2 protein-coding genes are annotated in these 4,518 nt (G+C 71.1%); both read right to left on the reverse strand.

Annotation, left to right across the window (positions count from 1 at the left end; genetic code table 11):
- Window positions 1–63 precede the first annotated feature (63 nt).
- Complete coding sequence (locus tag KBX53_RS23525) at window positions 64–1,134, reverse strand: MazG family protein (protein ID WP_309140837.1); 1,071 nt, start codon at window positions 1,132–1,134, stop codon at window positions 64–66.
- Window positions 1,135–1,197: 63 nt separating this feature from the next.
- Window positions 1,198–4,518, reverse strand: a 3,321-nt coding sequence (mfd, locus tag KBX53_RS23530) for a transcription-repair coupling factor (RefSeq protein WP_210861680.1), incomplete at its 5' end; no start/stop codon positions are given.

The raw sequence follows: 4,518 nt of genomic DNA on the forward strand, positions 1-4,518 counted from the left end.
CCGTTCCGTCGATCATGAAGTTGTTGCCGTTCGCCTCGGCGTGTCGGGGCAACAACTTCATGGTCAACGCGGGTCTGCCGGTGGCGGTTCGGCGGTGCGGATGAGATCGGCGTGGGCCAGGGTGGCGCGGCGGAGGGCGGCTTCGGGGTCGAGGCCCGCCTCGCGGGCCGCCGCGACCGTGGCCAGCAGGCTGGCTCCCAGCCTCGCTTCGGCGTCCGGTTGGGCGTCGGGCAGCGGCGGCGGAACCTCGATGCCCCGGCGGGCGGCACGGTCCAGGATCTGCGCCGCCAGAGCCAGCGCGGGCTGACTCAGGGCCACGCCGTCCAGCACCGAACTCCGCGCCTTCTCCGCGCGCTTGATCCGCTCCCAGTTCTCGGTGATCTCCTCCAGGGTGCCCACCTCGGCACCGGCGAAGACGTGCGGATTACGCCGGATCATCTTGTCGACCAGACCACCGGCCACGTCGTCGATGGACCACCGCTCATCCTCGGGCAACTCCTCGGCGAGCCGCGCGTGCAGCACCACCTGCAACAACACGTCGCCCAACTCCTCGCGCAGCGCGTCGGTGTCGTCGGCGCTGATCGCGTCGTACGCCTCGTAGCTCTCCTCCAGCAGGTAGCCGGCGAGGCTGCGGTGCGTCTGCGCCCGCTTCCACGGGTCGCCACCCGGCGAGGCCAGCCGGTCCAGCACGGCCACCGCGTCGAGCAGCCGGGCGCCCGGCGGATCCCACGAGCCGTACATCAGCTCCATCTCGGCCAACCCCGGTTGCCGGGCCAGCCGCAGGTTCTGCTCAAGCTGCTGTGGGCTGACCTCGTCGGGCACCTGGATGTTCTTCGCCGCCGCCACCCGCTTGCCGAGGTCCAGGCTGACCAGCAGGTTGACCACGTCCTGACGGGTCACCGCGGCGCGCAACTGCTCCGGAGACGGCGTCGCCCCCGCCTGACCGGCCTCCCGCCGGACGGCGTCACCGTACTTCGTCTGCGCGTCGTCGTAGATCGCGTCGACCCGGTCCACGGAATAGGCGGTGTCACCGACATAAGCGGCGATGTTCGGTGCGGACTTGCCGCAGGCAGCGAGGGAGAGGACACCCAGGGCCGCGACGCTGGCGGCGGCGATCACACGGCGAGCACGCATACCCGTCACTCTCTCATGCCCTCCGCCAGCCTGTGACGGCCCCCACCACACCACGGACCCGCCTCAACCCGCCGCGACGGCGAGCGGGGCGGGAGCACCGAGCACATCGGAGAGCAGTTGTGCACACCACTGCAGCAGCGCCTGGTCCCGCAGCGGCTCGCCGCCGATCCGCCGGGTGGTCGGTCGGGGCACGCTGACCTGGTCGGTGGCCTGCTTGTAGACGGCATCCGGGTGGTAGCGCTTGAGCCGCATCTGCTTCGAATCCGGCAACGGCAACGGCCCGAAGCGGACGTGCTTGCCCTGCATGGACACGTCGGTCAGGCCGTAGCGGCGGGCCAACAGGCGGAACCGGGCCACCTCCACCAGGTTCTGCACCGGGGCCGGCGGCTCGCCGTACCGGTCGGTCATCTCGGCGATGACCTCGCCCAGTCGCTCCTCGTCGCGCGCCTCGGCGAGCTTGCGGTACATCTCCAGACGCAGTCGCTCCACGCTCACGTAGTCGTGCGGCAGGTGCGCGTCGACCGGCAGGTCGATCTTGACGTCGGTCTCCTCCTCCGACCGCTCACCCTTGAACGCGGAGACCGCCTCGCCGACCATCCGCACGTACAGGTCGAAGCCGACACCCTCGATGTGGCCGGACTGCTCGCCACCGAGCAGGTTGCCGGCGCCCCGGATCTCCAGGTCCTTCATCGCCACGTACATGCCGGCACCCAACTCGGTGTGCTGGGCGATGGTCGCCAACCGCTCGTGGGCATGCTCGGTCAGCGGCTTCTCCGGCGGGTAGAGGAAGTAGGCGTACGCCCGCTCCCGGCCCCGGCCGACCCGGCCGCGGATCTGGTGCAGCTGGGCCAGGCCGAGCAGGTCGGCCCGCTCCACGATCAGGGTGTTGGCGTTCGGGATGTCGATGCCCGACTCGACGATCGTGGTGCAGACCAGGACGTCGAACTCCTTCTCCCAGAAGCCGACCATGACCTTCTCCAGGGCGTCCTCACCCATCTGGCCGTGCGCCACCGCGACCCGCGCCTCGGGCACCAGCTCCCGCAGCCGCCGTGCCGCCCGGTCGATCGACTCGACCCGGTTGTGCAGGTAGAAGACCTGCCCGTCGCGGAGCAGCTCACGGTGGATGGACGCGGCCACCTGCCGGTCGTCCTGCGCGCCGACGAAGGTGAGCACCGGGTGCCGCTCCTCCGGTGGCGTGGCGATGGTGGACATCTCCCGGATGCCGGTGATCGCCATCTCCAGGGTGCGCGGGATCGGGGTGGCCGACATGCTCAGCACGTCGACCGACGCGCGCAGCGTCTTCAGGTGCTCCTTGTGCTCCACACCGAAGCGCTGCTCCTCGTCGACGATCACCAGGCCCAGCTGCTTGAAGCGGGTGGCGGTCTGGAGCAGCCGGTGGGTGCCGATGACGATGTCGACGGTGCCGTCGGCGACCATCTCCAACGTCCGCTCGGTCTCCTTCGCCGTCTGGAACCGCGACAGCTGTCGGATCTGGACCGGGAACTGGCTCATCCGCTCGGCGAACGTGTTGTAGTGCTGCTGCACCAGCAGGGTGGTCGGCACCAGCACCGCCACCTGCTTACCGTCCTGCACCGCCTTGAACGCCGCCCGGACCGCGATCTCGGTCTTGCCGTAGCCGACGTCGCCGCAGATCAGCCGGTCCATCGGGACGGTCTGCTCCATGTCCCGCTTGACCTCCTCGATGGCGGCGAGCTGGTCCGGAGTCTCCTGCCACGGGAAGGCGTCCTCCAGCTCCCGCTGCCACGGCGTGTCCGGGCCGAACGAGTGACCCTTGGACGCCTTGCGGGCGGCGTAGAGCTGGATGAGCTGCGCGGCGATCTCCCGGACCGCCTTGCGGGCCCGGGCCTTGGACTTCTGCCAGTCCGAGCCGCCCATCTTGTGCAGGGTCGGCTGCTCACCGCCCACGTAGCGGGAGAGCTGGTCGAGCTGGTCGGTGGGGACGAACAACCGGTCGCCGGGCTGGCCCCGCTTGCTGGCCGCGTACTCGATGACCAGGTATTCCCGGCTGGCCCCGTTGACGGTCCGCTGCACCAACTCGACGTAGCGGCCGATGCCGTGCTGCTCGTGCACCACGAAGTCGCCGGCCTTGAGCTCCAGCGGGTCGATGGTGTTGCGCCGCCGGCTCGGCATCTTGCGCATGTCCCGCGTCGAGGTGCCCCGACCGCCTGTCACATCGTTGCCGGTGAGCAGCACGAAGCGCGACGCCTCGTCGACGAACCCGCTGCCCAGCGCGCCGCAGGTGACCACCAGCTCGCCGGGGGCGGGCGCGGTCGGCACCTCCTGCACCAACCGGGCACCGAGGCCGGCGTCGCGCAGCACCTCCACCGCCCGTTGGGCGGGGCCGTGCCCCTCGAAGACCAGCGCGATCGACCAGCCGTCGCCGGACCAACGCTTGAGGTCCTCGACGACCCGCGAGGTCTCACCGTGATAGAGCGGTGCCGGCTGGGCGGAGAGGGTCACCGCGATGGCGTCGTCCGGGGTGACGGCGGCCTGCTCCGGCGCGTCCTCCCAGGGCTGCCGCGTCTCGGCCGTCTCGCCCTCCACCAGACCGAACGGGGACAGCGTCCACCACGGCTGGCCGAGCTTGCCGGCGGCGGCGCGTACCTCGCCGAGGGTGCGGAAGGCGGCGGCGCCGACGTCCACCGGGGCCTGGCCGCCGACCGCGGCGGCGGCCCAACTGGCCTGCAAAAACTCCTCCGAGGTACGCACCAGGTCGTGCGCCCTCGTGCGGATCCGCTCCGGGTCGCAGAGCAGGACGTGGGTGCCGACCGGCATGGCGTCCAGCAGCAGCTCCAGCGAGTCGGGACCGACCAGCACCGGGGCCAACGACTCCATCCCCTCCACCGGAATTCCCTCGGCCAGCTTGTCGAGGATCTCGGCCAACTCCGGGTGCTGCTCGGCGAGCGCGGCGGCCCGGTCGCGCACCGCCGGGGTGAGCAGCAGCTCACGACACGGCGGCGCCCACAGCAGCGGGACCTGTTCGATGGTCCGCTGGTCGGCGACGGCGAAGGTGCGGATCTCCTCCACCTCGTCGCCCCAGAACTCGACCCGGGACGGGTGCTCGTCGGTGGGCGGGAAGACGTCCAGGATGCCGCCGCGTACCGCGAACTCGCCGCGCTTGGTGACCAGGTCGACCCGGGCGTACGCCATGTCGATCAACCGGCGGGCGACCTCTTCCAGGTCCGCCTCCTCGCCTGCGGCGAGCTGCACCGGCTCCAGGTCACCGAGCCCTTTGAGCTGGGGCTGGAGCAGCGAACGCACCGGGGCCACGACCACCCGCAGCGGCCCGGTCCGGCCGTGCGCGTCGGCAGACTCGGGGTGCGCGAGGCGGCGCAGCACGGCCAGCCGTCGACCCACGGTGTC

This window comes from Micromonospora sp. M51 (genome assembly GCF_018070305.1).
GTDB classification, from domain to species: Bacteria; Actinomycetota; Actinomycetes; order Mycobacteriales; family Micromonosporaceae; genus Micromonospora; species Micromonospora parva.

What these genes read in the sequence shown, in the direction of transcription:
- KBX53_RS23525 (WP_309140837.1), bottom strand. Translation starts at nt 1,134, where the DNA reads ATGCGTGCTCGCCGTGTGATCGCCGCCGCCAGCGTCGCGGCCCTGGGT.